The sequence below is a fragment of the Porphyrobacter sp. TH134 genome (assembly GCF_002855495.1).
In the GTDB taxonomy this organism is placed as follows: Bacteria; Pseudomonadota; Alphaproteobacteria; order Sphingomonadales; family Sphingomonadaceae; genus Erythrobacter.
Genome location: NZ_PKRO01000009.1, coordinates 57,228 through 82,348 on the forward strand (window position 1 = coordinate 57,228; position 25,121 = coordinate 82,348).

24 protein-coding genes are annotated in these 25,121 nt (G+C 65.8%); 16 read left to right on the forward strand and 8 right to left on the reverse strand.

Going from position 1 to position 25,121, the window contains the following annotated elements; translation table 11 throughout:
* Nucleotides 1-35: 35 nt before the first annotated feature.
* Entirely contained in the window at nucleotides 36-422 is a 387-nt protein-coding gene (locus C0V72_RS06115) for a VOC family protein (protein ID WP_101792335.1), read from the forward strand.
* A gap of 59 nt (nucleotides 423-481) precedes the next feature.
* Here the strand turns inward: C0V72_RS06115 and C0V72_RS06120 are convergent, their stop codons facing one another.
* Entirely contained in the window at nucleotides 482-2,068 is a 1,587-nt protein-coding gene (locus tag C0V72_RS06120; RefSeq protein WP_101792336.1) for a helicase HerA-like domain-containing protein, read from the reverse strand.
* Nucleotides 2,069-2,168: 100 nt separating this feature from the next.
* On the opposite strand from C0V72_RS06120, the gene pabB reads away from it, so the two are divergent.
* The 5 genes from pabB (at nucleotide 2,169) to C0V72_RS06145 (ending at nucleotide 6,280) form a co-directional block, all read left to right on the forward strand.
* Nucleotides 2,169-3,998, forward strand: a complete 1,830-nt coding sequence (pabB, locus tag C0V72_RS06125) for an aminodeoxychorismate synthase component I (protein ID WP_101792337.1) — start codon at nucleotides 2,169-2,171, stop codon at nucleotides 3,996-3,998.
* A 57-nt stretch (nucleotides 3,999-4,055) separates the two neighbouring features.
* Complete coding sequence (locus C0V72_RS06130; protein WP_101792338.1) at nucleotides 4,056-4,733, forward strand: RluA family pseudouridine synthase; 678 nt, start codon at nucleotides 4,056-4,058, stop codon at nucleotides 4,731-4,733.
* Complete coding sequence (gene arfB / locus C0V72_RS06135) at nucleotides 4,726-5,166, forward strand: alternative ribosome rescue aminoacyl-tRNA hydrolase ArfB (RefSeq protein ID WP_101792339.1); 441 nt, start codon at nucleotides 4,726-4,728, stop codon at nucleotides 5,164-5,166. Before C0V72_RS06130 ends, arfB begins: the two co-directional genes overlap by 8 nt.
* 175 nt (nucleotides 5,167-5,341) lie before the next feature.
* Nucleotides 5,342-5,509 carry a 50S ribosomal protein L33 gene (rpmG, locus tag C0V72_RS06140; RefSeq protein WP_017664380.1) on the forward strand — a complete coding sequence of 56 codons (168 nt, stop codon included), beginning with the start codon at nucleotides 5,342-5,344 and terminating at the stop codon, nucleotides 5,507-5,509.
* Between the two features lie 90 nt (nucleotides 5,510-5,599).
* On the forward strand, nucleotides 5,600-6,280 hold the full coding sequence (locus tag C0V72_RS06145; RefSeq protein ID WP_101792340.1) for a LolA family protein: 681 nt from the start codon (nucleotides 5,600-5,602) through the stop codon (nucleotides 6,278-6,280).
* Nucleotides 6,281-6,636: 356 nt separating this feature from the next.
* On the opposite strand, the gene C0V72_RS06150 is transcribed toward C0V72_RS06145, so the two are convergent.
* Nucleotides 6,637-8,061, reverse strand: a complete 1,425-nt coding sequence (locus C0V72_RS06150; protein ID WP_101792384.1) for an alkaline phosphatase — start codon at nucleotides 8,059-8,061, stop codon at nucleotides 6,637-6,639.
* A gap of 97 nt (nucleotides 8,062-8,158) precedes the next feature.
* On the opposite strand from C0V72_RS06150, the gene C0V72_RS06155 reads away from it, so the two are divergent.
* Both C0V72_RS06155 and ribA read left to right on the forward strand, forming a co-directional pair.
* Nucleotides 8,159-8,959, forward strand: coding sequence for an exodeoxyribonuclease III (locus tag C0V72_RS06155; RefSeq protein WP_101792341.1), 801 nt, complete (start codon nucleotides 8,159-8,161; stop codon nucleotides 8,957-8,959).
* A 5-nt stretch (nucleotides 8,960-8,964) separates the two neighbouring features.
* Entirely contained in the window at nucleotides 8,965-10,026 is a 1,062-nt protein-coding gene (gene ribA / locus C0V72_RS06160; RefSeq protein WP_101792342.1) for a GTP cyclohydrolase II, read from the forward strand.
* A gap of 18 nt (nucleotides 10,027-10,044) precedes the next feature.
* Here the strand turns inward: ribA and C0V72_RS06165 are convergent, their stop codons facing one another.
* A complete protein-coding gene (locus C0V72_RS06165; protein WP_101792343.1) occupies nucleotides 10,045-10,998 on the reverse strand; it encodes a right-handed parallel beta-helix repeat-containing protein in 954 nt (317 codons plus the stop codon).
* A gap of 132 nt (nucleotides 10,999-11,130) precedes the next feature.
* Here C0V72_RS06165 and C0V72_RS06170 point away from each other — a divergent pair, with 132 nt between their 5' ends.
* From C0V72_RS06170 to C0V72_RS06195, 6 genes are all read left to right on the forward strand, one after another.
* Entirely contained in the window at nucleotides 11,131-11,421 is a 291-nt protein-coding gene (locus C0V72_RS06170) for a hypothetical protein (RefSeq protein WP_324761522.1), read from the forward strand.
* Between the two features lie 16 nt (nucleotides 11,422-11,437).
* The gene (locus tag C0V72_RS06175) at nucleotides 11,438-11,671 is read left to right on the forward strand and encodes a hypothetical protein (RefSeq protein ID WP_101792344.1); all 234 of its coding nucleotides are present in this window, start codon (nucleotides 11,438-11,440) and stop codon (nucleotides 11,669-11,671) included.
* A gap of 72 nt (nucleotides 11,672-11,743) precedes the next feature.
* Nucleotides 11,744-12,946 carry an acyl-CoA dehydrogenase family protein gene (locus C0V72_RS06180; protein ID WP_101792345.1) on the forward strand — a complete coding sequence of 401 codons (1,203 nt, stop codon included), beginning with the start codon at nucleotides 11,744-11,746 and terminating at the stop codon, nucleotides 12,944-12,946.
* 1 nt (nucleotide 12,947) lies between these two features.
* Entirely contained in the window at nucleotides 12,948-14,171 is a 1,224-nt protein-coding gene (locus tag C0V72_RS06185; RefSeq protein WP_101792346.1) for a CoA transferase, read from the forward strand.
* Nucleotides 14,172-14,265: 94 nt separating this feature from the next.
* Complete coding sequence (locus tag C0V72_RS06190) at nucleotides 14,266-15,492, forward strand: acetyl-CoA C-acetyltransferase (protein ID WP_101792347.1); 1,227 nt, start codon at nucleotides 14,266-14,268, stop codon at nucleotides 15,490-15,492.
* Nucleotides 15,489-16,349: a MaoC/PaaZ C-terminal domain-containing protein gene (locus C0V72_RS06195; protein ID WP_101792348.1), complete on the forward strand. Its 861-nt coding sequence runs from the start codon at nucleotides 15,489-15,491 to the stop codon at nucleotides 16,347-16,349. The genes C0V72_RS06190 and C0V72_RS06195 overlap by 4 nt, the downstream gene beginning before the upstream one ends.
* A 143-nt stretch (nucleotides 16,350-16,492) precedes the next feature.
* Here the strand turns inward: C0V72_RS06195 and ppk2 are convergent, their stop codons facing one another.
* The gene (gene ppk2, locus C0V72_RS06200) at nucleotides 16,493-17,266 is read right to left on the reverse strand and encodes a polyphosphate kinase 2 (RefSeq protein ID WP_101792349.1); all 774 of its coding nucleotides are present in this window, start codon (nucleotides 17,264-17,266) and stop codon (nucleotides 16,493-16,495) included.
* A 54-nt stretch (nucleotides 17,267-17,320) separates the two neighbouring features.
* Here ppk2 and phhA point away from each other — a divergent pair, with 54 nt between their 5' ends.
* A complete protein-coding gene (gene phhA, locus C0V72_RS06205; RefSeq protein ID WP_233999813.1) occupies nucleotides 17,321-18,259 on the forward strand; it encodes a phenylalanine 4-monooxygenase in 939 nt (312 codons plus the stop codon).
* Between the two features lie 37 nt (nucleotides 18,260-18,296).
* On the opposite strand, the gene C0V72_RS06210 is transcribed toward phhA, so the two are convergent.
* The 4 genes from C0V72_RS06210 to C0V72_RS06225 form a co-directional block, all read right to left on the reverse strand.
* Nucleotides 18,297-18,554 (reverse strand): hypothetical protein, encoded by a 258-nt coding sequence (locus tag C0V72_RS06210; protein WP_101792351.1) that lies wholly within the window; start codon nucleotides 18,552-18,554, stop codon nucleotides 18,297-18,299.
* Nucleotides 18,555-18,639: 85 nt separating this feature from the next.
* Nucleotides 18,640-19,452, reverse strand: a complete 813-nt coding sequence (locus C0V72_RS06215) for an undecaprenyl-diphosphate phosphatase (protein WP_101792352.1) — start codon at nucleotides 19,450-19,452, stop codon at nucleotides 18,640-18,642.
* Between the two features lie 79 nt (nucleotides 19,453-19,531).
* Complete coding sequence (locus C0V72_RS06220; RefSeq protein WP_101792353.1) at nucleotides 19,532-21,709, reverse strand: M13 family metallopeptidase; 2,178 nt, start codon at nucleotides 21,707-21,709, stop codon at nucleotides 19,532-19,534.
* A gap of 116 nt (nucleotides 21,710-21,825) precedes the next feature.
* The gene (locus tag C0V72_RS06225) at nucleotides 21,826-23,679 is read right to left on the reverse strand and encodes an ABC transporter transmembrane domain-containing protein (RefSeq protein ID WP_101792354.1); all 1,854 of its coding nucleotides are present in this window, start codon (nucleotides 23,677-23,679) and stop codon (nucleotides 21,826-21,828) included.
* Between the two features lie 180 nt (nucleotides 23,680-23,859).
* Here C0V72_RS06225 and C0V72_RS06230 point away from each other — a divergent pair, with 180 nt between their 5' ends.
* Complete coding sequence (locus tag C0V72_RS06230; RefSeq protein WP_101792355.1) at nucleotides 23,860-25,098, forward strand: polyhydroxyalkanoate depolymerase; 1,239 nt, start codon at nucleotides 23,860-23,862, stop codon at nucleotides 25,096-25,098.
* Nucleotides 25,099-25,121 lie beyond the last annotated feature (23 nt).

The window sequence follows — 25,121 nt, forward strand, 5'->3', positions numbered from 1 at the left end:
CCACCATCGATTCGCGATACGTGGGAGGAACACACATGATCGGCTACGTCACTTTGGGCACCAATGATCTGCCGCGCGCTGCGGCATTCTATGATGCGCTCGCCGCGCATTTCGGGGTGGGACGGATGATGGAGTTCGACAGCTTCATCGCCTGGGGCGCATGGGGCGGCGCAGCGGGTATCGCGGCGACGGTGCCATTCGATGGCCAGCCCGCCACGGTGGGCAACGGCGTGATGGTCGCGCTCGAAGTGAAATCGCCGGAGGATGTCCACGCGGTCTATGATATCGCCATGGCCCACGGCGGCAGCGATGAAGGCGCCCCCGGCCCGCGCGGCGATGACGGGTTCTATGCGGGCTATTTCCGCGATCCCGATGGCAACAAGCTCAATGCCTTCTGCATGGTGCCGCCCGCCGAAGCGTGACCGGGTGCCGGGTGCCCCGCAATGTTTCACGTGAAACATTGCGGGAACATCGGGCGGCGTCAGCGCATCAACCCGCCCAGCAGATTGCGCACAAACCGTCCGACAATGGGGCCAGCCAGATCCGTCGCAATCGATCCGACCGCCGAGGTTACGCCCGAGGCGACCGGATTGGCGCGGCTTTTCTTGCCGGTGATCTTGGCCGCCGCCACCGCGGCCGCGCCGCCAAGGGCGACCTGCGCCCCGCGGCTGACCGCCTTGCCCCACAGGCTCGGGCTCTTGCGGGCCTGACCGCGCACGGCTTCCTCGCCTTCCGCCTCGACCTGTGCGGCGGTGGCGGCAGCATCGGCGGCCTTGGCGGCGAGGACTTCGGCAGCGCTTTCCCGGTCCACGCGGGTATCGTACTTGCCCTCAAGCGGGCTGATCGACTGAATAATGGCGCGTTCCTTGGGGCTGACCGGCCCGAGGCGCGAACGCGGCGGCTTTATCAGCGTGCGCTCCACCACCGTCGGCGCGCCTTCCTGATCGAGCGTGGAGACCAGCGCTTCGCCGGTCTTCAGCTCGGTAATCGCCGTCTCGACATCGAGCCCGGGATTGATCCGGAAGGTCTCCGCCGCCGCCTTGATCGCGCGCTGATCGCGCGGGGTAAAGGCACGCAAGGCATGCTGCACCCGGTTGCCCAGCTGGCCTGCGACTTCTTCGGGAATATCAATCGGGTTCTGCGTGACAAAGAACACGCCGACGCCCTTGGACCGGATCAGGCGGACCACCTGTTCGATGGTATCCTGCAACGCCTTGGGCGCATCGTCGAACAACAGGTGCGCCTCGTCAAAGAAGAACACCAGTCTCGGCTTTTCCGGATCGCCAACTTCGGGAAGGGTTTCAAACAGTTCTGCCAGCAGCCACAGCAGGAAGGTGGCGTAAAGCTTGGGACTGCGCATCAGCTTGTCCGCGGCCAGCACATTGACATAGCCGCGGCCCTGATCGTCCACCTTCAGGAAATCGTCGATCTCCAGCGCCGGTTCGCCAAAGAAATGGTCCGCGCCCTGCGCCTCGAAGCTGAGCAATTGGCGTTGGATCGACCCGACCGAAGGCTTGGTCACGTTGCCGTATTTGCCCGATAATTCAGCGGCATTCTCGTTCGCCCAGCCCAGCAGCGCCTGCAAGTCGGCAAAGTCGAGCAGCAGCAACCCGTTTTCGTCGGCATAGCGGAAGATGATCTGCAAGACGCCTTCCTGCGTCTCATTGAGGTCGAGCAGCCGCGACAGGAGCAGCGGACCCATTTCCGACACCGTGGTGCGGATCGGATGGCCCTGTTCGCCGTAGAGATCCCAGAAAATCACCGGATTGTCGGTGTAGGTGTAATCGGTGATGCCGAGTTCCCTGGCGCGGCTTTCCAGCTTGTCGGCATGCTTGAAGGTGGACGAGCCCGGCATGGCGATGCCCGACAGATCGCCCTTCACATCGGCCACAAACACCGGAACGCCCGCCTTGGAAAAGCTCTCGGCGATGCCTTGCAAGGTCACGGTTTTGCCCGTGCCGGTCGCCCCGGCAATCAGGCCGTGGCGGTTCGACCGGCTCAGCGCCAAGGCCTGCCGCGATCCATCAGATCCCAGCCCCAGATAGATATCGCCCGCCTGCTCGCCCATTCGTCGTCCCCGTTATTTGGTGCTGGCCCCTGATGTGCAGGGGCGGCCCGCAGCGGTCAAGTTCTCGACAGCGGCGCACATTTGGCTAAGGCTGGAGACTATGGGTTCGCTTACGCCATTTGTTTTGCTCGATGATGCCCGCGCCGGCCAAGATGCGCCCGATGCCTTGCTCTATGAAAGCCCGCGCCAGCTGTTTGCGGCGCACCGGCCGGATGAGGTTGCCGCCGTGCTCGCCGCCGCAGAGGCCGCGCGGCAAGCGTCCGGCGGGGCGCTGGCGGGCTATATTGCTTACGAGGCAGGGCTGGCCTTGGAGCCACGGCTGGCCGGATTGGCCGCCGCCCGTTCGGGCGCGGCGGGGCCGCTGGTGTGGCTCGGCCTGTTTGGTGCGCCCCGGCGCATTGCTGCGGCCGATGTGCCCGATTGGCTCGCCAACCGCGCAGCAGGGCCCGGCACGCTTGGTCCGATGGAGCCGCAGCTATCCCCCGGCGGCTATGCTGCGGCCTTCGCGCGGATGAGCGAGGCGATCAACGCCGGAGACATCTATCAGGCCAACCTCACCTACCCGCTGGCGGGATCCTATCGCGGCGATCCGGTGGGGCTTTATGCCGCGCTGCGCAGTGCCTCTGCGGCCGGTTACGGCGGGCTGATCTGCGACGGCGCGCACTGGCTTTTGAGCTTTTCGCCCGAACTGTTCGTGGCGCTCCACGGGGCGGAGGCCAAGGTCAAGCCGATGAAGGGCACGCGTCCTCGCAGCCCCGATCCGGCGGCGGATCGCGCGGCGGTGGAAGACCTCGCCACCTCGGCGAAGGACCGGGCCGAAAACCTGATGATCGTCGACCTGATGCGCAATGATCTGGCCCGCGTGGCCGAGGCCGGCAGCGTCCGTGTCGAAGCGCCCTTTGCGGTCGAATCCTATCCGACGGTTCACCAGATGGTGTCGACCGTGCGCGCGCGGCTCAGCCCCGGCAAGGGCGCGATGGATCTGGTGCGGGCGCTGTTCCCCTGCGGGTCGATCACCGGCGCGCCCAAGATCAGGGCGATGGAATTGCTGATCGAAGCCGAGCGCGATGCGCGCGGGGCCTATTGCGGCGCGATCGGGCGGATCGATGCCCCCGATGCCGCAGGAAACGCTGACGCCGCTTTTAACGTGGCCATCCGCACCCTGCGCCTGACCCCCATCGAAAACGGGCAGGGCAGCGCGGTGCTGGGTATCGGCTCGGCGGTGGTGGCGGATAGTGATGCCTTGTCGGAACGGCGCGAGTGCGAGGTCAAGGCGGGCTTCCTGCGCCGCGCGGCGCCCGGTTCCCCTGCACCGCAATGCGATCTGATCGAGACGATGCGGTTTGAGCCTGACAGCGGCATCGCGCTGCTAGAACTCCACCTTGCGCGGCTGAAAGCGAGCGCGGCGACGCTGGGTTTCGCGTTTGATCGCCATGCCGTGCGCAACCAGATCCAGGCCCTTTGTTTTGAGCTGGAAGCGCCCGCCAAGGTGCGCCTGATGGTGGCGCGATCAGGCGCCAGCGCGCTGGAAACCGGGCCGCTGCCTGCGCTGGTGGCCGAGCCGGTCAGGGTGGCAGCCCTCCCCCATCCGCTCGATCCGTCCGATTGGCGGCTGGCGCACAAGACCTCGGATCGCGGATTTTACGAGGACGCGTTGGCGGCCGCCCGCAGCCTCGGCGCGGACGAGGCGGTGCTGGTGCGCAGCGACGGGTTGGTGACCGAGGGCAGCTGGACCAGCGTGTTTGTGGGTGGCCCCGATGGCGTGTTGCTGACCCCGCCCGCGCCCCTTGGCCTGCTGCCCGGCGTGCTGCGCGCGCACCTGATCGCGGAAGGCCGCGCGCGCGAGGCGGAGGTGACGCTGGACGACATGGCTGACGGCTTCTGGATCGGCAATGGGCTGCGCGGGCTGATGCGCGCAAAGCTGATTTGACGCGCGCCCGCAACGGTCAGGCTTCGACAAGCGCGCGGCAAGCCGCTATCGGGGCGCATGACTGACATCACAATTCTTTACGAAGACGGCGAAGCGCTCGTCATTGACAAGCCTTCGGGCATGGCGGTTGACCGTCCGCGCAAGGGCGGGATCTGCCTTGAAGATCACCTGCACCGGCTGAAGCTGGGCTTCCAGCGGGCGCCGGTTGCGGTGCACCGGCTTGATACCGATACAAGCGGCTGCCTGCTGCTCGCCCGCAATCCCAAGGCGCTGGCCCGGTTCAACAAATCCTTTGAAGACCGGCTGGTGGGCAAGACCTATCTGGCGGTTCTGGCGGGCCGCCCGCCGGGGACGGAAGGCACAATCGAACTGGCCTTGTCGAAGATCAGCTCGGCGGAAAAAGGGTGGCGGATGATCCCGGCCAGAAAGGGCAAGCCGGCCGTGTCGCACTGGGAATTGGTGGGCGAACTTGGCCCGCACAGCCTGATCCGCTTCCGCCCTGAAACGGGCCGCACGCACCAGTTGCGGGTGCACGCGCTGGCCGGCCTTGGCGCGGCTCTGCTGGGCGATCCGGTCTATGGTGCGGGCAATGCGCCGGGGGCCAAGCGCACGATGCTCCATGCCGAAAGCCTGACAGTGACGCGCCCCGGCAAGACCGCCATCGAAGCGCGCGCGCCCTTGCCGGCTGACTTCATCGCACTTGGGGCGGCAGAGGCCGGGGCGGCCGATGGATGACCCCGACCACCACGATGCGCCCGAACCGCTAAGCGCCCGCGCGATCCGCCTGGCGAGCGAGAGCTTTCTGGCAGGCTCCGGCCCCGGCGGGCAAAACGCCAACAAGGTCGCCACCGAGGTCGAGCTGCGGGTGAATATCTACGTCCTGCGGCTTAGCCCGCCGGTGTTTGCGCGGCTGCGGGCGCTGGCCGGGGCGAAGCTGGCGGGCAACGGCGATCTCATCATCACTTCCAAGGCGCACCGCACGCAGGAGGCCAACCGCGCCGATGCCCGCGTGAAGCTGGCCGCGTTGCTGGAGGAGGCCCAGACCCAGCCCAAGCGCCGCGCCAAGACCCGGCTGAACCGCGTGGGCAAGACCGCGCGGCTGAAGGTCAAGAAGGTGCGCGGCACGGTCAAGGCCAATCGCGGCAAGCCCAGCAGTTCCGACTGGTAGCCGCCTCCCAATCCTGCCCTGAACCCTGCCCCGAACCCCGCCTTGACTTTTCCCCGTGAATCGGCGAATGGCGCGCCCGTGTGGCGGTGTGCCGGGCCTTCCGGGCGCGCCGCTATTTGCTTTTCTAGCCCTGTGTGAACATGCGCCGGGCCGACCCAGTTGACAGGAAACCGCCATGGCGAAGCCCACCACCGTCAAGATCCGCCTCGTTTCGAGCGAGGGCACCGGCTTCTTCTACGTGACCAAGAAGAACCCGCGCAACATCACCGAGAAGATGAGCTTCCGCAAGTACGATCCGGTTGCGCGCAAGCATGTCGAATTCAAGGAAGCCAAGATCAAGTAAGATCGGCTTCATCGCGCCGCGCCTGACATGACGGGCAGGCGGCGCGATAATTCATCGACAGTTCAAGCCTGCGGTCCTAACCGCCACGGCATGACAACAGCTATTTTTCGTTTTCGCAGCCTTGCACTTGGCCTTGGGGCCAGTGCATTGGCGCTTGGCCTGGCCGTGACTGGCCCTGCCATCCTGACCGCGCCCGCCGCGGCGCAATCGCCTGCGCAGGCCACCGGCGACCTCGACAAGGTGGTGGCTGCCCTGCGCGGCATTTCCACCATGAAGGCCGACTTCACCCAGACCGACCGGCAGGGCACCACGCTGCGCGGCGTGATGACGCTGAAGCGCCCCGGAAAAATCCGCTTCGATTATGGCAAGGATGCCGATTTCCTCGTCATCTCCAACGGCAAGTCGCTGTATGTGGTCGATTACGAGGTCAAGCAGGTCGAACGCTGGCCGATCGGCAATTCGCCGCTGGGCGCGCTGTTCGATCCCGACCGCGATGTGAAGCGCTACGGCAAGGTCGTGCCGACCGGCAATCCCGATGTCGTCAGCGTCGAGGTGCGCGATCCCAAAAAGCCCGAATTCGGGATGATCACGCTGATTTTCGTCAAGAACGCCGCAGCCCCCGGCGGCTTGCAGCTTACCCATTGGGTCGCGCTGGATGCCCAGAACAATCGCACCCGCGTGGCCTTGGCAAACCAGCGCTATGGTGTTGCCGTGGCCGACAGCACCTTCACTTTCAACGATCCGCGCCGCTCGGCTCGTCGCCCCGGATAGCTCGGGTCTCGACGAACGGTTGTATAGAAACGACAAGATTTCTGCGGTGTTCATCGGAATGAAAGGCTCAAACGGCTAATCATTCTCAACAAGACGGGCTGAAGGGCGGTTTCCCCCCTGTTGCCCACCCTTCAAACGGGCCTGTCTTGTACAAGCGTGACGAACGCTCCATGGAACCCTCGACCCACCGCCCCCGGGTCGAGGGTTTTTTGTTGTCCCGGCGGTTTATGCAGGCCTGCAAAGCGCTCCGCCCTGCGCTTCCGGTGCTCACGCACATGACGTGCGCTCCGCTCCGGTTCTCGATCGAACCCCTTTTCGGCGATGCCTAAACCACCGGGCCGGCGTCGGTCTTGATCTTACTCCCAGCCCAGCGCCTTGCGGATGATGGCGTAGATCACGTTCTGCTCGATCACGCCGCGCGCCCGGTCGGCGCCGGGGCCGGCGGCGAACAGGGCGACATCTTCCCCGCCGTGGGTTTCGGCACCCAAAGGCACCAGCGCCTGCTGGCGCGCCTTGATCCCGGTTTCGGGCATCGGGCGGCCATGTTCATGCGGCGCGTCACTATCGTCATGATCCTTGACCAGCAGCCCGCCCGGGCCGTTGGCATAGCCCAGCGTGGTATAGGGCTTGCCGTCCGCCGCCAGCAGGGGCGATGTGCCATCCCCGCCATCCTCGCCATTGCCTTTGGGCGGCACCACCAGCCCCAGAATGTCATTCCCGCGCTGGGGATAGCCCGCAATGGTGAAGACGTGGCTGTGATCGGCGGTCACCATGATCAGGGTCTCATTGGGATCCGTATTGTCGACGGCATATTGCACCGCACGGGCAAATTCGACGGCCTCCTCCAGCGCATAGCCGGCCTGCCCGGCGTGGTGCGCGTGATCGATCCGCCCGCCTTCAACCATCAGGTAATAGCCATCGGGATCGGCGGTCAGCCGCGCAATCGCCTGGGCTGTCATGTCAGTGAGGGTGGGTTCGGGCGAATCGGGTTTGCGATCCGCCATGAAAGTCAGGTGTCCGGGATTGAACAGGCCGAGCACCGGCTTGTCCATCAGCGCGGCGGTCAGTTCGGCCGTGGTCTTCACCACGGTGCCGCCGCTGCGTGCCGCCCATTGGCCCGGCAGATCGGCGCCCGGGTCGATGCGGCGGCCCGCACGCTCCTTGTCCTTGCCGTAAAACACCGCCGTGCCGCCGCCCAGCGCCACATCGAAGCGCGCCTCGGCCAGTTGCAGCGCGATGTCCTTGCACCCCTGCCCCTGCTGATCGGCGGGGATGTTGGTGTCCGCCTCCCAATCGCGATCGGCGCTGCGGGAATAGACACTGGCGGGGGTGGCGTGGGTGAGGCGGGTGGTGGTGACGATGCCGAGCGCGAGGCCGCGCTGTTTCACTTCCTCACCCAGCAACGGGAGCGGATTGGCAAGCGCATCGCGGCACACGCCCTTTTCCGCGTCCGGCCCGATCCCCAGCACCCCGATGCGGGTCTTCACGCCCGAATGCATCGCGGTCGCCGTGCCCGCCGAATCGGGCACCTGCGCGTTGGTGTTGTAAGTCTTGACCAGCGCCACATTGGGAAAGCGTTCAAAGCTGAGGCTGTTCTCCTCCCCCGTCTCCCCGCGCTTTTGCGCTTCGTAGATGCGCGCGGCGGTGATGGTGGAAATGCCCATGCCGTCGCCGATAAACAGGATGACGTTCTTCGCGCGGGGCTGGGCCGGGGCGTCTTCGGCAATCGCCGGGAATGCGGCAGTGCTCAGCAGAAGGGCGGCGAGGAAGGTGCGGGTCATGGGTGTCTCCGGGAAGGTCGCCACCGCCTATCGTGCCCGCGTGCGACAATAAAGTGAAAGCTGGAATGTTGGTGCAGGGATGCCTAAGTCCGCCCCCATGCCCACCCCAAAGCTCTCTGTCGCCACCTGGAACATCAACTCCGCGCGCCTGCGCGTGGGCCTCATCGAAAAACTGCTGACCGAGGCCGCGCCCGACATCCTGTGCTTGCAGGAGATCAAGTGCGAAAGCCACCTGTTCCCGGCCGAAGCCCTGGCGAACCTCGGCTACACCCATCAGGCGGTGAGCGGGCAGAAGGGCTATCATGGCGTCGCCACCATCAGCCGCGTGCCGATCCGCGAAGTCACCCGCCACGACTGGCAGGACAATGGCGAGGCGCGGCATATCGGGGTCGAAGTGGTGGGCCGCGATCTGCTGATCGAGAACGTCTATATCCCGGCGGGCGGCGATGTGCCCGACCGGGATCTCAACCCCAAATTCGGCCAGAAGCTCGACTTTCTCGGGCGGATGACGCGCTGGGCCGACACGCTCGACCGGCCCACGCTGATCGTCGGCGATTTCAACATCGCCCCGCTGGAAAGCGATGTGTGGAGCCACAAGCAGCTGCTGAAAGTGGTCAGCCATACGCCGATCGAGGTCGAGACGCTGGGCCGGTTTCAGGACGCCCACGGCTGGGTCGATCTGGGCCGCCAGCATGTCCCCGCGCCGCAGCGCTATTATTCATGGTGGAGCTACCGCAATCCCGGCTGGCAGGAGAATGACAAGGGGCGGCGGCTGGATCATATGTGGGCCTCGCCCGCGGTGGCGCAGCAATCGCGCAGCCACCGGGTGCTGGAAGACGCACGCAGCTGGACGCAGCCGTCCGATCACGTACCGCTGATCACGGAGTTCGACCTCTGAGCGAGATGCCCTCCCCATCCCGCCGCGCGGCGCAGGCGGTCGACGCGCTGCGCCACGGCTGGCCGCTCGCGTTTGAAGGCGGACCGACCCTGCTGCCGGTCGAAACCGCCATCGCCCAAGGTGCCAGCGGGCCGCGGATGCTGATCTCCGCCGCGCGCGCCGCGACACTCAAACTCGCCAACCAGCGTGATGCCGCTGTGCCGCACGCCCCTGTCCTGATCGCAGGCGGTGAGGATTTCACCATGCGCGATGCCCTGCCGATTGCCGATCCGGCGCTCGATCTCGGTAACCCGCTGAAAGGCCCATTCAAGGCGGTGACGCTGGATTGGGAGGAATCCGCCCGCGCGGCGCTGGAACTGGCGCGGATTGCGGGGATCCTGCCCGCGTTTCTGGTCGATCCGGTGGACGCGGGAGAGACTGTGCCTGTCGCGGTGTCCGACCTTGCGGCCTATTCCGCTACGGGCGCGCTGCGCATCATCACCCGCGCGCGCCTGCCGGTTTCCGCCTGCGAGGACGCCGAAATCGTCGCCTTCCGCTCCGCCGCCGACCTGCGTGAACACGTCGCGCTCATCATCGGCAAGCAGAGCGGCGACCGGCAGCCGCTGGTGCGCCTGCATTCCGAATGCCTCACCGGCGACATCCTCGGCAGTCTCAAATGCGATTGCGGCCCCCAGCTTGACGCCGCGCTGCATGCGATGGCGCATGAGGCGGCGGACAGCGGCGGGTGGGGCGTGCTGCTCTACATGCGGCAGGAAGGGCGCGGGATCGGGCTGGTGAACAAGCTGCGCGCCTATCGCTTGCAGGATCAGGGCTTCGACACGGTCGAGGCGAACCAGCGGCTTGGCCTGCCTGACGAGGCGCGCGATTTCCCGGTGGCGGCGCGGATGCTGGAACTGCTGGGGGCAGGCACGATCCGCCTGCTCACCAACAACCCGGCCAAGGTTACCGCGCTCGAAGCGGCGGGAATCACAGTCAGCGAGCGGGTGCCGCACCAGCTGCCCGAAAACCCCCACAACGCCCGCTATCTGGCGACCAAGCGGGATCGGTCGGGGCACCTGCTGCTGTGATGCGGCCCTGGCGCGCCCTTAGCGCGCTTCGTATTGCTTGATACCGGCGGCCAGCTTGTTGCCCTGCATCAGGATTTTCTCGCCCGTCCAGTCGGCCAGAAACGCGCTTTGACGGCTCAATCCGGGCACGAAGCGCGCCTCGTTGTTCTCGATCCGCAAGCCGTCCGAGGGGTGCAGCAGGTCTTCGGCGCCCAGCGCGATAAAGGCTGAATAGTTTTCCTTGTCGCGCCCCTGCACAAACCAGTTGTCGGCGATCCGGCCTACGCTGCCGGCGGGCAGATCGATCATGTAATTGGTGGTGCGTCCGCCCGCGTCATCAAAGCTGTTACCTTCAATCACCACCTCGGCCGCGCGCGCCTTGAGGTAGTGGCCGCCGGTGCCGCGCTCAAACCGGCTTTCGCGCACGGTGAGCGAGCCGATATCGCCGATGTACAGCGAATGCGCGCAGCCCGCGTCGTTCTCGCAGGTGCCAAGTCCGGTGAAGGTTGACCGGGTCACGTAAACCCGAATCGACGGATCGGCGGCGGTCAGGATGCCCTGCTGGCTGTTTTCAAAGCGGGCATAGGCGACATTCAATGCGCCCGCTTCAAGCCGGATGCCCGCACCGTTGCCGTCCTCGACATTGATGTTGCTGAAGGTCAGGCCGCGAATCTCCGCTCCCGTGCCCCGCAGCACCAGCGCGGCCTTGCCCTCGCAGGCGCGGCCCGCCAGCGTGACAGTGCCCGGTTCGGCGGCTTCGTAGATGATCACGCCCTCTTCCTGCACCGCGCATTGGCGGTAGGTGCCGGGCGCGATGCGGATGGTCGCGCGCGCATTGCCGACAGCATCGACAGCCGCCTGAAGCGAGGCATAGCTGCGCCCGGTCTCGGCCACGGTGAACGCACCGGAGGCTGGCTGGGCCAGAAGCACGGCGGCGGGCAGTGCACAGGCGGCGGAAAGCGCCAAAAGCGCGAGAGCAGGCGTGCGGGTCATGCCGCAATCGTAGCCGACAATAGTTAAAGCACCATTTGCCGCTTGGCGGCAGGGGCAAGGCTTGGCTACACCCTGCCGCAACCACGCCCCTGCTTTGCGCTGGGGCCAAAACCTGTCTGAGGAGAGACCACTGTGATCTGTAAACTTGCCAAGCTTGCCGCCCTCGCCGGCGCCGCGTTGACGCTGGCCGCCTGCGGCAGCGCCGATGATGCCTCGTCCGAGGCGAGCGCCGATACTGTGGAAATGCCCGCCGATACGGCGCTGGCACCGGTGACCGAGACGCCCGTTGCCGATCCCTCGGCCACCGCCACCGACGCGCCTGAGACCGATGCGCAAGCCGCAGCCAGCGCTGAGGCATCGGCCGATGCTGCGGCCGGTGTGGCCGCCGAAGCGGCGGCCGCCGCCGAAACGCCCGCCGAGTAAGCCGGGCGCTGCCGCGATGCGCCTGACAGCCGCCGCCGCGCTTGCCTTCACCCTCCCGCTCGCTCTGGCAGCCTGCGGAGAGAGCGGGGCGAGCGCGCCCGGCGCGGTCAGTCCGGGCGAGGCCAAGGCGCTCGATGAAGCAGCAGCGATGCTGGATGAGCGCCGCCTGCCGCCTGAAGCCCTGCCGACCGGCGCCCAGCTTGGCGATGCACCCGGTGATGCAGCCTCTGCCGCCCCGGCCCGCGATTAGGCGCGCAACTCCCCCACTCTGGCCCTGCTCTGGCCCTGCTCTGGCCCCCTTCGTTCAAGGACACCTGCCACCATGAATGCCCCTACCAGCCTTGCCGCTCCGCAGAACGCCGGAATGGACGAGGATACGTTTGAACAATTCGCCGAGCAGCTGAAGCGTTACGTCCGCGAGCGGCTGATCCCGGCCGAAGCGCAGGTGATCGCCGAAGATCGCGTGCCGGACGACATCCTGAATGAAATGCGCGAGATGGGGCTGTTCGGCCTCTCCGTGCCCGAGGAGTTCGGCGGCGCGGGGCTCAACATGACGCAGTACGCCCGGGTCGTGAACATCATGGCCTATGCCGCGCCCGCGTACCGTTCGATCTTTTCGATCAATGTCGGCATGTTTGCGAGCGCGCTGAAGAATGGCGCAACGCCCGCACAGAAGGCCGAATGGTATCCCCGCATCGCGGAAGGCCGGATTGCCTGTTTCGGCCTGACCGAGCCGGGATCGGGCAGCGATTCTGCGGGCCTCGCCACCACGGCCACCCCCGATCCGGATGGCAATGGCTGGATCCTCAACGGCACCAAGCGTTACATCACCAACGCGCCGCACGCCGATGTCGCCCTCATCATGGCGCGCACCAACAAGGAAGCCCTGCCCAAGAACGCGCATGTTTCCGCCTTCATCGTGCCGATGAACACGCCGGGCATCTCGCGCGGGTCGCCCGACAAGAAAATGGGGCAGGCGGGATCGCATATCTCGGACATCATGCTTGATGATGTGCACGTGCCGGGGGATGCGCTGCTCGGCGGCGAGACCGGCAAGGGCTTTGTTTTCGCGATGAAGAGCCTCGACAATGGCCGCATTTCCGTGGGCGCGGCGGCAACCGGCTATGCCCGCCGCGCGCTCGACAGCGCGCTGCGCTACGCCAACGAGCGCAAGGCTTTTGGCGAACCCATCGCCAATTTCCAGCTGATCCAGCAGATGCTTGCCGACAGCGAGATCGAGATCTACGCCGCCGAAGCGATGATGAAGGACGTCACGGCCCGCGCCGACCGGGGCGAGAACATTCTCGTCAAGGCCGCCGCCTTCAAGGTCTTCGCCTCCGAAATGTGCGGCCGCGTGGTCGACCGCGTGGTGCAGATCTACGGCGGCGCAGGCTATCTCGCCGAATATGACGCCGAACGCTTCTTCCGCGATGCGCGTATCTACCGCATCTACGAAGGCACGACGCAGATCCTGCAACTCCAGATCGCCAAGCACATGCTGCGCGAGTGGGCGGCCAACGCCTGAGATGTACAACCTTCTCAATGACCTGAGCATCGTCGAAGTCTCCAGCTTCGTCGCTTCGCCCACCGCCGGGCTTTACTGCGCGCAGCTCGGCGCGGAGGTGATCCGCGTTGATCACAAGGCGGGCGGGCTCGATTACAATCGCTATATGCTGACCCGCGAGGGGCGCTCGCTCTCGTGGGAGAACCTGAACCGCGCCAAGAAATCGGTCGCGCTGGATCTGCAATCGGGCGAGGGCCGCGAGCTGCTGGTGGAGCTGGCGGCCAAGGTCGGCCAGTGCATCACCAACCTGCCCGAACAGTCCTTCCTTTCCCACGCCGCCATGCAGGCGAAGCGCGCCGACATGATCAGCCTGCGTATCATGGGCTGGCACGACGGGCGGCAGGCGATGGACTTCACCGTCAACGCCGCCGCTGGCTACCCGCTGATGTGCGGGCCGGAGGAGTGGGACCCGGCCACCGCGCCGCCGGTCAATCAGGTGCTCCCTGCGTGGGACTTCATCACCGGAGCCTATGGCGCCTTCGCCATGCTCGCCGCGCTGCGCCACCGCGACAAGACGGGCGAGGGCAGCGAAGTGCGCCTGCCCCTGGGCGATGTCGCGATCGGCACCATGGCCAACGCCGGACTGCTCGCCGAGGTGCTCTATCGCGGGGGTGACCGCGAGCGGCTCGGCAATGCGATCTGGGGCGCGTTCGGGCGCGATTTCCGCAGCCGCGACGGCGTCCGCTTCATGGTCGCCGCGCTTACGCCCAAGCAGTGGGGCGGGCTCGTCAAGGCCTTCGGCGTGGCCGAGGGCATCGCCGCTCTGGAAGCGCAGCACGGCGTCCGCTTCGCTGACGGTGACACCCCGCGCTTCACCCACCGCGCCGCGCTGTTCGCGCTGTTCCAGCAGGCGGCGGACGGGATGGATTACGCGACGCTCGAAGCCCGCATGGCGGCCGAGACCTGCACCTTTGAACGCTATCGCACCGCCTTCGAGGCGGCGAATGATCCGGTGCTGGTCGCGGGCAACCCCCTGTTCGGCCCCGCCCCCGCCAACCCCTCCGGCTTCACCTACCCCGCCACCCGCAGCTTCGTGAACCTGCCGGGCCGCGAGGCAGGCAACCCCGCGCCTGCGCCCTACCTCGGCGAGCATTCCGCGGAAGTTCTGGCGGAAAAACTCGGCCTGTCCTCCGGCGCGATCGGCAAGCTGGTCGATGCGGGGACCGTGGCCTTGAGCGACAAGTGACACACCGCCCGTTCGTGTCGAGCGTAGTCGAGACACAACAGAACGGCCTCTCGACTTCGCTCGAGGCGAACGGGATTGTTGGAGAATTGATACCATGACGAGACGCGCCGCCATCTGCACCCCGCTCCGTACCCCCGTGGGCAAGTTCCTCGGGGGCCTGTCCAGCATGAACGCGGGCCAGTTGGGCGCGGTGATCCTGAAGGCGCTGATAGAGCGATCCGGCATCGATCCGGCGCGGGTGGACGACGTGGTCTTCAGCCAGGGCTACGGCAATGGCGAGGCGCCCGCTATCGGCCACTGGTCATGGCTCGCGGCGGGCCTGCCAATCGAAGTCCCCGGCTTCCAGCTTGATCGCCGCTGCGGATCGGGCGTGCAGGCGGTGGCGACGGCGGCGATGATGGTCGAGACGGGCATGGCCGATGTCGTGGTCGCGGGCGGGGTCGAATCCATGTCGAATGTCGAACACTACACGCTCGCCGCGCGCGGGGGCGTGCGGATGGGCGACATGGTGCTGCACGATCGCCTCAGCCGCGGCCGGGTGATGAGCCAGCCCGTCGAGCGTTTCGGGGTCATCACCGGCATGATCGAAACCGCCGAAAACCTCGCCAAGGATTACGGCATCACCCGCGAGGAGGCCGACGCCTTCGCCGTGCGCAGCCACCAGAACGCGGCGCGCGCCTGGGCGGAAGGCAAGTTCGCCGAGCAGCTCGTCCCCGTCACCATTCCGAGCCGCAAGGGTGATTCGGTGGTGTTCGACCATGACGAGGGCTACCGCACCGACGCCAGCATGGAGACCTTGGGCAAGCTCGCCCCCATCGACCTCAAGCGCGATCCGCAAGCCATCGTCACTGCGGGCAATGCCAGCCAGCAGAACGATGCGGCAGCCGCATGCCTTGTGGTCGCGGAAGACAAGCTCGAGGAATTGGGCCTCACCCCGATGCTGTGGTTCGGCGGCTGGGCGGCGGCGGGGTGTGACCCCTCGCGCATGGGGATCGGCCCGGTCCCGGCGGTCGAGCGCCTGTTTGCCCGGCGCGGGTATTCTTGGGACGATATCGGGCTGGTCGAGTTGAACGAGGCTTTCGCACCGCAGGTGCTCGCCGTGCTCAAGGGCTGGGGCTGGAGCGACGACGATAGCCGCCGCGACATCCTCAACGTCAACGGCTCGGGCATCAGCCTCGGCCACCCCATCGGCGCCACGGGAGGCCGCATCCTCGCCGACATGGCGCACGAGATGCACCGGCGCGGGGTGCGCTATGGCCTTGAAACCATGTGCATCGGCGGCGGTCAGGGGATTGCGGCGGTGTTCGAGCGCGCAGCGTGAGCTACGACGCATGGATCGGGCGCGAACAGCGCGCCACGGACCGGCTCGATGAAGGGCTGGCGACCCGCTGGCTCGCCACCTTCGACCTCGCCAAGCCCCATCCGGCGATCATGCCGCAGGGCATCCACTTCGCGCTGTGCACCCCCGAAGCGCCGACCGCCACGCTGGGCGAGGACGGGCACCCGGCGCGCGACGTCAGCCCCGATAGCTTTCTCCCCCCCTTCCCCCAATTCGGTTCTGGGCCGCGCCGGATGTGGGCCTCCAGCACCATCGCTTTCCACGCCCCCATTGCCATCGGGGCGGTGATCGAGCGCGTCAGCACGGTCGCTTCGGTCAGCGAAAAGTCGGGCGGATCGGGCCGCCTCGCCTTTGTCGATGTCGAACATGTCACCAAGGCCAACGGCACCATCGCGGTGGTCGAGACCCAGACGCTGGTCTATCGCGAGGCCGCGGCAAGCGATGCGCCGCTTGCGCCGCCACTGCCGGGCGAGGGCGGGTTTGATCCCGCCGGGTGGGACGCCCACCGCACCCTCACCCCCGATCCGCGCCTGCTGTTTCGCTATTCCGCGCTGACCTTCAACACCCACCGCATCCACTATGACGCGCCCTATGCGGAAGGTGTAGAGCGGTATCGCGGGCTGGTAGTCCACGGCCCGCTGACCGCGAGCCTGCTGCTTGGGCTGGCCGCGCGCGAGCTGGGCGAGAACCGGCTGCGCACCTTCAACTTCCGCGGTCTTTCCCCCGCCATCGCGGGCGAGCCACTGCATCTGGTGATGCGCGCCAAAGACGAAGGGTTCGAACTGGCCGCCTTCGCCAGCGATGGTCGGCAGGTGACTCAGGCGAGCGCGGGCGTCTGATCCGCCCTCCTCTTCAGAGGAGGGCCGCGAGACTTGGCCGCTTGCGGCCTAGTCGCAGCGGGGTGGTGCCTTGGGCAGGGCGCGAACCTTTGGCTCGCGCCACCACCCCCAACCCCCTCCTCTAAAGAGGAGATGGCTTTTGCTCACCCCTCCCAACCCGCAATCGGCTTCAGCACCTTGTAACGCTCCTTCGCGGGCTTCCGGCCCAGATCGGGGAAGTCGATCGGGTCCGGCTCCGCGTGCGTATCGGGGATGCGCGAGAGCAAATCGCGCACCAGCGTCAGCCGCCCGCGGCGCTGATCGTTGAAATCGACCACAGTCCAGGGCGCGTGTTCCGTGTGGGTCGCCTTCAGCATCGCTTCGCGCGCCTTGGTGTAAGCGTCATATTTTTCCCGCGCCGCAAGGTCGATGGGCGACAGCTTCCAGCGCTTCAAGGGATCGTCCAGCCGCTCGCGCAGCCGCTCTTCCTGCTGCGCCTGATCGGCGGCGAGCCAGTATTTGAACAGCAATATGCCGTCATCCACCAGCAGCTTTTCAAACAGCGGCGCCGCCTTCAGGAACGCTTCGACCTGCGCGTCATCGGCGTAACCCATCACCTTTTCCACGCCCGCGCGGTTATACCACGACCGGTCGAACAGCACGATCTCGCCAGCGGTTGGCAGGTGGGCGACGTAGCGCTGGAAATACCACTGCCCCAGCTCCGCCTCGGTCGGCTTGGTCAGCGCCACGGTGCGGCACTGGCGCGGGTTCAGCTCTGCCCGCACCGCACTGATCGCCCCGCCCTTGCCAGCGGTATCGCGCCCCTCGAACAGCACCACGATCCGCGCCCCCGTCGCCTTGACCCAGCGCGCCATGCTGACCAGCTCAAGGGTGAGCGGTGCAAGCGCCGCGTCATAATCCTTGCGTTTCATCCCCATTGGCCTCTCTCCTGTTTGTGCTGGCCGCGCGAAGGTAGTATCATCTGCAACGATATGGCCACTCTCGCAGATCCCCAGCCCGATTTTGCCACTTTGCCAGACATGGCAGCGGAAGTCTTCACCGCGCCATTGGCCAAGCCTCCCCATGTCGGGGACGACTGGCTTGAACCGCAGCAGACTGCGTACACCGCGCAAGACCACGCCGTGTGGGACGATCTGTTCGCGCGCCAGATGGAGGTGCTGCCCGGCCGGGCGTGTTCGGCCTTCCTGCACGGTCTTGAAAAGCTCGACCTCGGGCGCGGCGGCGTGCCGGAGTTCGGCGTCTTGTCCGAAGAGCTGGGCGCGCTGACCGGGTGGAGCGTGGTGCCCGTCCCCATGCTGATCCCCGATCACGTGTTCTTCTGGCACCTGGCCAACCGCCGCTTTCCGGCGGGCAATTTCATCCGCACGCGCGAAACCTTCGATTACATCGAGGAGCCGGACGTGTTCCACGACGTGTTCGGCCACGTGCCGATGCTGACCGATCCCACCTATGCCGATTACATGCAGGAATATGGCCGGGCCGGGTGGAAGGCGATGCGTTACAACCGGCTGAAGGCGCTGGGCGCACTCTACTGGTACACGGTCGAATTCGGCCTGATCGAGGAAGCAGGCGAAGTGCGCGCCTATGGCGCAGGCATCCTGTCAGGCCCCACCGAGGCGCGCTTCGCGGTCGAGGCGCAAAGCCCCAACCGCATCATGCTCAACGTCGACCGGGTGATGCGCACCGATTACGTCATCAGCGATCTGCAACCGACCTATTTCGTGATCGAGAGCTTCGCGGACCTGTATCGCCAGACGGTGGAGCGGGATTTCGACCGGCTCTATCGCAGCCTGCCGGCCGGGTTCACCTACGCCAACAGCGCCGTGATCGATGTCGATAATGTGCTGCACCGCGGGAGCCAGGAATACCACCTGCGCGGCGGGCGCGGCAGCGGGGCTGTTCCAATCTAAGAAGACCAGCGCCGCCGGCGTCTGAGGCGCTAACGAATTACGCCTTAACGCCGCGCCGCGCGACGGCATGGTACAGCACCAGCGCAACCCCGGTTGCCGCCAAGGCAATGCCGAGGCTGATGAATGACAGGCTGCCGATCATCGTGCCGTCGTTGGCGATTTCGCCCGCGACCACCGATACCGCCACACCCAGTGCCATCTGACGCATAATCACGCCCGGCGCCTCCGTCCGCGCGAGGATCGAGGCCAGCCAGCCCAGAGTGGCCCCCAACACGATCAGCACCAGCAACGCCATTGTAATTCCGCACTCCAGCAGCGCCGTACCATACGGCTTGCTGTCAGAACCAGCAGTGGCGGCGCTGGTTCCAGCACCTGCGAAACTATCGCAGCAGCAACCACACCAGCGCCGCTCCGCCGACGGCAATGCGATAATAGCCGAAAGGCGCAAAGCCGAAGCGGCTGACATATGTAACAAAGGCGCGGATCACCACCAGCGCAGCCAGAAACGCGGCGATCAGGCCGATCGCGATTTCGTCCCAGCCAATCAGCCCGCCTCCGGCCAGCAGCTTGTCCGGCTCCGACAGGATCTTGACTGTTGCTGCGCCCAGCATGGTGGGGATGGCGAGGAAAAAGCTGAACTCCGCCGCAGTCTTGCGCCCGACCCCCATCGCCAGCGCGCCAAGAATGGTCGCGCCCGAACGGCTGGTGCCGGGGATCATCGCGAGGCACTGGATAAAGCCAATCCCGATCACCTTTTTCAGCGGGATGGCCGCAACGCCGCTGTCTTCGCCGGGGCGCACGGCTTTCTCCAGCCCGATCATCGCGATTCCGCCCACCAGCAACGCCCAGGCGACCACCACCGGGCTTTCCAGCATCGCAAAGATGCGGTCCTTGGCCAGCAGGCCGATCACAGCGGCCGGCGTAAATCCGATCAGCAGATTGCGCACAAACAGGACGGCCGTTGGCTCCCATTTCAGCAGGCCGAGGAACATGCCCCACAGATAGCGGAAATAGGTCACCACCACCGCGAGGATCGCGCCCAGCTGGATCACCACATTGAACTGCGACCACTCGCCGGCATCATAGCCGAACAGTTCGGACGCGAGGATCAGGTGCCCGGTCGAGGATACCGGCAGAAACTCGGTCAGCCCTTCAAGGATGCCGAGCAGGATGGCGACGACGGTTTCACTCATGGGCGCAGCGCTTTGCCGAGCGGGGCCGAGGTGTCAACCAAAAGGCCCGCTCCTGATGGGGAGCGGGCCTTGAAGGGGTCTACCAGATGCGCACGCGCTCTTCCGGGGGCAGATACAGCGCATCGCCGGGCTTCACACCGAAAGCCTCGTACCATTCATCAAGGTTCCGCACGACACCGTTGACGCGGTATTCTTCCGGCGCGTGGCTGTCAGTCACCAGGCGGTTGCGATAATTCGCCTCGCGCTGGGCCGAACGCCACACCTGCGCCCAGGCAAGGAAGAAGCGCTGGTCGCCTGTCAGCCCGTCGATCACCGGCACATCTTTGCCCTTGGTGGCGATCTTGTAGGCGCGGTAGGCCATGCTGAGACCGCCGACATCGCCAATGTTCTCGCCCAGCGTCAGGCGGCCATTGACGCAGGTTTTGCCGTCATCAAGCGGGCAGAAGGCGTTGTATTGCGCCACCAGCCGGTTGCCCAGTTCATCAAAGGCCGCGCGGTCGGCATCGGACCACCAGTTGCGCAGCTTGCCGGTCGCATCGGACTTTGATCCCTGATCGTCGAACCCGTGGCCCATTTCATGCCCGATCACCCCGCCGATGGCGCCGTAGTTGACGGCGATATCGTTGGTCAGCGCAAAGAACGGCTGTTGCAGGATGCCGGCCGGGAACACGATTTCGTTCTTGGTGGCATTGTAATAGGCGTTCACCGTCTGGGGCAGCATGAACCATTCGGTCCGGTCAATCGGCTGGCCCAGCTTGGCGACGTTATCGGCCTGCTGCCACTTGGCGGCGGCGATGCGGTTGGCGATCGGGTCATCGGGGGTGATCGCCAGCCCTTCGTAGGTTTCAAGATTGGGACGATACCCGATCTTGGGGTCAAAGCTGGCCAGCTTGGCGCGCGCTTCGGCCTTGGTCGCTTCGCCCATCCAGGTGATTTCGTTGATCGATTCGCCCAGCGCGACCCGCAGGTTGGCGACCAGTTCGTCCATCGCCGCCTTGTTTTCGGGCGGGAAATTGCGGGCGACATATTCCTTGCCCAGCAATTCGCCCAGCAGGTCTTCAGCTTCGGCAATCGCGCGCTTCCAGCGCGGGCGCTGCTCGGGCGTGCCGCGCAGGGTCTTGCCGAAAAACTCGAAATTGGCCGCATCAAACCGGGCAGGCAGCACGTCCGCATGGGCGGAGAGGAATTCCTTCACCATCCACGCCTTGAGCACATCGACCGGCGTTTCGGACAGCAGGGCGAACATCCCCGGCAGGCCGGTGCCGATCTTGGCAAGGGTCGGCTCGTCGAGCTTCAGCGCAGCGATTTCCTCGGGCGTCGGCGGCATCAGGGCCACGACAAAGCCGGGGCTGCTGGCAATGCCGAGCGCCTCGATCATCGCGGCGACCGGCACCTTGCCGCCCATCGCTGCCAGTTCGTCAGCGGTCAGCAGGTTGTAGGTGAGATCGCGGTTGCGGCGTACGGTGCGGTCCCACGCCACGGTGCGGGCGATGCGGTCTTCAAAGGCATAGACCGTCTCGGCCAGCGCGGCCGGGTTGTCATAGCCGCCTTCGCCCAGCAGGAAGGTGAGGTATTCCTTGTACTTGGCCTGGATCGCCTTGCCCTTGTCGGTGGTATCCAGATAGTAATCGCGGTCGGGCATCCCCAGCCCGCCGAACCCGACGCTGGCGATATGGCGATCAGGCTGCTTGGCATCGACACTCACACCGCCGCCGATAGGGCTGGCAAAAGCCGGATCGGCCCACAGCATCGCCAGCTGATCGAGCGTCTGGGCGCCCGCAATCCGCGCGAGCCAGGGCTGGGCCGGAGCCAGGCCCGACGTTTCGATCATGTCGGTATCGAGGAAGGTGCGATAGGCATCCAGCACGCGGCGTTCATCGCCGGACAGGCTGGCCGGATCCTTGGCCGACAGGTCGTCCATCAGCGCCTTGACGTCAGCGGTGCTCTTTTCGCCCAGCAAGGTGAAGGCGCCGATGCGGCTGAATTCGGCCGGCAGCGGGTTGGCGTCGATCCAGCGCTGGTTGACATAGGCGTTGAAGTCATCGCCCGGCTTGATGTCGCTGGCGAGCAGCGCGGGATCGACACCCCAGGTGCCAAAGCTCATGGTCGGAATAGCGGGCTGCGCGGCATCATCGGCGGCATCAAGCAGCAGCTCGATCTGGCCGTCATGGTCGTGGCCCGCGTCATTGGCGAATGCGGGCGCGGCGGCGAGCGCCAGCAGGCTCGCGCCGAAAAGGGCTGCGGTCTTGTGGATCATGTGCGGTGTCCCTGAAATGCTGTGGCAGAATGCCGACCGGGTCACACTAGCGTCATCAGCCGCGCGCGGTTGCGCTTCGTCCAGTGTGACAAGCGTTTGGTCGAATAGGTGGCCGGTCAGGCCTCGGCATTGGCGAACTGCAAGCGCGCCAGCCGGGCATAGAGCCCGCCCGCCTTGCTGAGCGCGTCATGCGTGCCCTGCTCCACGATCCGGCCCTCTTCCAGCACCACGATCCGGTTTGCCGCGCGCACGGTGGCGAGGCGGTGGGCAATCACCAGCGTGGTGCGGTTTTGCATCAGCTTGTCGAGCGCCTGCTGCACCAGTTGCTCGCTTTCGGCATCGAGCGCGCTGGTGGCTTCGTCCAGCAACAGGATCGGTGCATCGCGCAGCAACGCGCGGGCGATGGCGACGCGCTGCTGCTGCCCGCCCGAAAGCTGCGTGCCGCCTTCACCCAGATAGGTGTCGAGCCCATTGGGGAGCGCGCGCAGGAAGCTTTCGGCATTGGCGGCGCGGGCGGCCTGCCAGATCTCGTCATCGGTGGCGTCCCATTGGCCATAGCGCAGATTGTCGCGCGCATTGGCGCTGAACAGCACGCCGTCCTGCGGCACCAGCGCGATCCGGGCGCGCACTTCGGCCGGGTCAGCGGCGGTCAGCGGCACGCCGTCAAGGCGGATGGTGCCGCCCTGCGGATCGTAGAAGCGTTCGACCAGCTGGAAGATGGTCGATTTGCCCGCACCCGATGGGCCAACGATGGCGACAGTCTCACCCGGCTCGATCTCGAGCGTGAAGTCCTTGAGCGCCGCGGTTTCAGGCCGCGCGGGATAGCGGAAGGTCACATTGCGGAAGCTGAGGCTGCCGCGCGCCGGCGTGGGCAGGCGTTCGGGGCGGGCGGGCGGCGCGATGTCTGGCCGCGTCTCCAGCAATTCAGCCAGCCGGCTCGCCGCGCCAGCGCCGCGCAGCAGATCGCCGTAAACTTCCGTCAGCGAGCCCAGCGCACCTGCCACCAGCCCGCCGGTCAGGACGAAGCCAGCGATCGTGCCGCCGCTGATCGTGCCTTCCGCCACCGCGATCGCGCCGCGCCACATCACCAGCACCACGCCGCCAAACACCAGCAGGATCACCACCGATGTCATCGCCGCGCGCAGCACGATGCGCCGCCGCGCGGTGTCGAAGGTTTCCTCGACCACGCTGGCAAACCGCGCGCCTTCGCGAGCTTCCTGCCCGAAGCTCTGCACGATCTTCATCGCTGAGAGGACTTCGGTGACATAGGCCCCGACATCCGCAATCCGATCCTGACTGGAGCGCGATACGGCACGGATCTTGCGCCCGAAATAGACAATCGGCGCAATCACCAGCGGGATGCCGATCAACAGGCCCAGCGTCAGTGACGGGGCGAGATAGATCAGCAGCCCGATGCCGCCGATAGCGGTCAGCGAATTGCGCAGCGCGACCGAGACCGTGGTGCCAACCACGTTTTCGATCACGGCGGTATCGCTCGTCATGCGGCTGCTGATTTCCTTGGGGCTGTTTTCTTCGTAGAACCCCGGCGACAGGCGCAGCAGGTTCTGCTGCACTTGCAGCCGGATATCCGCGACCACCCGTTCCCCCAGCCAGCTGACGAAATAGAACCTCAGCGCGGTGCCGATGCCAAGGATCACAACAATCATCAGCAGATACTGGAAGGCATGGGAAATATCGGCGGTGGTGGCAGAGCCGGTAAACGCTTCGTCGATAATGACCTTGAACCGCCACGGGATCGCCAGCGTCGCAGCCGAGGTGATCAGCAGTGCCAGCAGCGCAAAGGCGATCTGGCGCGGGTATTGCACCGCTGTGCCGAACACCATCCTGAGCGGCGCGAGCGAGCGCGATTTGGGCGCGGGATCGGCCGCTTCGGGCGGCAGTGCAGCCGCCCCTTCCGACGTATCGTCCGGTGTGTCTGAAAGCTCGCGCGTCTGGGGTTCGCCATGCATGGTGGCAGCGCTCTAGCGGCGCGGCGGAGGAATTTCACGTGCAAAAAACGGCGGCTGGTCGGGCGCCCCCATGGTCGCCTTCAAAATTGTGCATTGCACAATGACCATCAAAGGCGCATCTGAGAAGGCAAGGCGCTGCTGAAACAAGGCGCCAGACCGTTCGACGCCTGAGGTAAACCGATGCTTTATCACGCTTATGAGCTTCAGCGCAGCTGGATGAACAGCGCCAGCGCGCTCGCTTCGATCAGCGCCAACATGCTCTCCAACCCCGCCAATCCGTTCGGGTACATGGGGATGGGGCCGGTGGTCGCCAATGCGCTTGATGTGTTCGCGCATGCAACCGCGCATTACGGCAAGCCCGCTTTCGGTCTCACCGCGGTTGAAATCGGCGGGAAGGCCCATGCCGTGACCGAGAGTGTCGCGCTGGAGCGCCCGTTCGGCGATTTGCTGCACTTCACCGTCGAAGGCACGCCCGCTGACCGCCCGCGCCTGCTGATCGTCGCCCCGATGAGCGGCCATTATGCCACGCTACTGCGCGGCACAGTGGAACGGATGCTGGAAAGCGCCGACGTCTTCATCACCGATTGGGCCGATGCCAAGATGGTGCCCACCGATGCGGGGAACTTCGATCTCGACGAATATATCGATTACCTGATCGAATTTACCGAGCACGTGCACGCCGATGCGGCAGGTCCGCGCATTCACATGATGGCGGTGTGCCAGCCGAGCGTGCCGGCCTTCGCCGCCGTCGCGCTGATGAACTTGCGCAAATCGCCTGCAACCCCTGCCACCCTCACCATGATGGGCGGCCCGATCGACACCCGCGAATGCCCCACCGTGGTCAACAACATGGCGATGCAACGCCCGATCGAATGGTTCCGCCAGTCGGTGATCGCGACAGTGCCGCACAAATATCCGGGCGCTGGCCGCCGGGTCTATCCGGGTTTCATGCAACTGAACGCCTTCATGAGCATGAACCTGTCGAGCCACATGATGAGCCATTACGAGATGTTCAAACACCTGACCGTGGGCGATGAGGCCTCCGCGCAGGCGACCAAGACCTTCTACGACGAATATCGCAGCGTCTGCGACATGACCGCGGAATTCTACCTCCAGACGGTGGAAGAGGTGTTCCAGAAACACTCGATCCCCAAGGGCGAGTTCCGCCACAAGGGCACGCTCGTCGATATCACCCGGATCACCGACACCGCCCTCTTGGCGATCGAGGGCGAGCGCGATGATATCTCAGGCCTCGGCCAGACCAAGGCGGCGCTGACGCTCACACCCAATCTGCCGGATGCAAAGAAGCGGTATTACATGGCCGAAGGCGCAGGCCATTACGGTATCTTCAACGGCAGCCGCTGGCGCACCAAGGTCGCCCCGGTGGTGGAAAAATGGATCGCCGCGCACGCGGGGTAACCGCGTCGTCGCGCGATCAGCGC